2 protein-coding genes are annotated in these 2,821 nt (G+C 35.6%); both read right to left on the bottom strand.

Annotated features, from left to right (window positions below; all coding sequences use genetic code 11):
- Positions 1 to 113: 113 nt before the first annotated feature.
- Positions 114 to 2,294, bottom strand: a complete 2,181-nt coding sequence (locus KG732_RS12860) for a DNA/RNA helicase domain-containing protein (RefSeq protein WP_213524414.1) — start codon at positions 2,292 to 2,294, stop codon at positions 114 to 116.
- Positions 2,295 to 2,624: a nucleotide pyrophosphohydrolase gene (locus KG732_RS12855; protein ID WP_213524413.1), complete on the bottom strand. Its 330-nt coding sequence runs from the start codon at positions 2,622 to 2,624 to the stop codon at positions 2,295 to 2,297.
- Positions 2,625 to 2,821: the final 197 nt, after the last annotated feature.

Genomic DNA, 2,821 nt, shown 5'->3' with positions numbered 1-2,821 from the left:
TACAGGATCATTTTTATGATGATATTTTGTTTTTAGAACTCAATTAAAGGCAAAAAAAATTTACCTCAATATCTCTGTGTTTTTGCTAAAATTCCGGTGTTTTAAATTGGGTTTTACTGTTCTTCAAGTACCGCTTTAAATATTCCAATTACACTCAAAGATTGTATGGCATCTTCCGACAATGATATTGGTTTAAAATCAGAATCATAGGATCGTGGTAAAAGAGTTATTTGTTCGTGATGCCAGCCTTCTGATGAAACATTTTTTAGGCTTTGGTATTCCTTAACTGTAAATGAAAAACCGGTTTCAGCATCTTGGATATCTGAGGATTGAACCAAGGTGATCAATCCATTTCTGCTTCCACCTGTATATTTTTGAAATAGGCATAAAGCACCATTTGGAATAATTTTATTCATAGATTCACCAACAACTCGACAGGCATAGTATGAGCTATCTATTTTAATATGATTAGGTACACTAATCCAGCTTTCGGCTTGTTCAATTGAGGATTCTTCAAACCCGCCAGCAGCAACTTCCATTGGATAGAGGGGTACAGCGTTTTCAAAGGGTAAAATAGGTATTACTTTAGCTGGTTGTTGCCTTTCGAAAGATGGAATATGTTGAGAAAGGTATAATGCGAGATTCGAATCACAAGCGTAAATATAGGTTCCTTTTATCCCTCTCATCATGAGGGTATAGTAGATGTTTTTGATATACTCTTTTAAGCGAGCCTCATTTTTAATGGAAACTTTGCCATTCCTGTCCTTATAGTTTTCTGCTCTAATTTCAATAGAATGGGTGAGTGGGTTGTAGGTAATTTCGGGGCCAAAAATTATACCTGTGTAATTTAAATCATACCCCTGAGTGGTATGTATACATCCTACTTCTTCTAAGGCGTTACTGGAATTAATCCAATCTGCATTGGTACTATTCCATCTGAGTTTTATGTCTTCTATTTCAATATCATAGGCAGTCGGATTCTTTTTTGATTTCCAGCTCCAGGCATATCCTGCTACTAAGCGAGAAAGACCGTAAATGTGGTCTTTAGCTTTTATTTCTGCTATCAGGTCGCGGATAGATCCAAAGATTTTTAATTCATAATCCTTGAATACTTTAAGCTCTCGATTTTTAATTTTGGTTTCTAATATCTCATGAATGAATTGAGTATATGTACTGCCCGCTTTAACCCTTACTTGAGACTGAAGTTTCAGCTCTTTAGTTTGCCTATGTTCTCTAAGCGTTTCAAATCTATCAGCCTCTATGTCAGACGGCTTAATTGATTGGTTTTTGTCATAAAAAAATAATGCGTGCTTACTTTGTAAAATAACCCACTCGAGTTCATTAGATTCATTTGGGTCTAAACCAAGACTTTTACTGGCTTTGTCAAAAGATCCAAAGTATGAACCTAAGTTTACTCGTTTTCTTAAGCGGTGTGCCTCGTCTACGAGCACTATATCATAATTCTGTTTTGTAACCTCGGCAGGACCAATAACCATTTTTGGACTAAGCCCTTTTATTCCTTTAAATACTTTTTGTAGGGTCTTTCTAAAGGATGACATAGGAACTATTAATGCAATTTTTGGATCGGGGAAGCGTTTTTTTATCTGTTGTGCTAAGTCAACAAATTTTTGCTCATAATCCCCGAATTCTTTAAACTGTAGGTCTCCTAACTCACCTGATAGAATCTTGAATAGAAAAATGGCTAGAACTGTTTTACCTGTTCCCGCGCCTCCTTCAATTAAAAAGTGCTTAGCATCATCGCAAACTAAGCTGCTCATTATATCGTACAAACCTTGCTGTTGTTCTCGAGTAAGGCTTTTGTATGGAGAATATTTGAAAAGATCTGAATTATTGATGTGGTTTAAGGAGTGCTGAACGATTCCTTTTGCCTGAAGCTTATTCCAGGTATCTTGGAATAGATCCCAGTAAACCTCCTGTTTTTGAAAATAATTGTGGTTGGAGATTCCAATATTTCCATTAAGAAGATCGAATTTTTGATCGGCAGATAAATATCTTATCAGATTCGACTCAATATCAAGGGTTGCCGATTTGTTGAATAGGTCACTTGTGATTAGATGAACCTGATTTAGTTTTTGTTTTGTTTTATTTCTTCTGTGGCTTTGTAGACGTGAAATAACATCAGTGGTTTCACCAACATAGGCAATGTCTTTTTCGGAATCAGTCAAAAGATAAACTAAAGGCCAGAGCTCTTTAGCGTAGTCGAGTTGCTTGATTTGGGTTTCAATAGATTCGTCAAAGATGTAATCAGATAGCTTGACTTTATGATCAATCATTTATAAATCCGTATACTTTTTAGCTATTCCCTTTGCTTTTTCTACAGGATATTTTTGATTATTTATTTCCATCTTTTCTCTAATAATAGAAGGAAGATCTAATTCATAGTGGTTAGCAAGTAAAAGGGCATATGCGAAGATGTCCGCTAATTCATATTTTATTTTGTCCTTGTTAGCATCCTCTGCATTTTTCCATAGGAACTGTTCTAAAAGTTCGCTGGCCTCTATGCTCAATGCTAGTGATAGGTCTTTCGGATTGTGAAATTGCTTCCAATCTCTAATATCTCGAAATTCTAGGAGTTCATTGATGACTTTATTTAGTTCAGACATTTTGAAGCTTTGAACTACAAGATACTAAAGTTAAAAGAAGAAAATATTTTGAAGTGAAATCGATTTGTTTAGATAAAGAGAACATCCTTAAATAAATAGGGTGAAAGTTTAGATAATAAAAAGCCCTGCGCGAATTCTCGCGCAGGGCTTGCTCTAATTTGTACTCGGGACGGGACTTGAACCCGTACAGCCTAATG

It is taken from the genome of Nonlabens sp. (assembly GCF_018401815.1).
In the GTDB taxonomy this organism is placed as follows: Bacteria; Bacteroidota; Bacteroidia; order Flavobacteriales; family Flavobacteriaceae; genus Nonlabens.
The sequence above is the reverse complement of the archived record's forward strand: the minus strand, read 5'-3'. Positions and strand labels throughout refer to the sequence as shown.

Excerpts from the sequence above, each read along its gene's own strand:
- KG732_RS12860 (WP_213524414.1), bottom strand. The coding sequence starts at position 2,294 with ATGATTGATCATAAAGTCAAGCTATCTGATTACATCTTTGACGAATCT.
- KG732_RS12855 (WP_213524413.1), bottom strand. The coding sequence starts at position 2,624 with ATGTCTGAACTAAATAAAGTCATCAATGAACTCCTAGAATTTCGAGAT.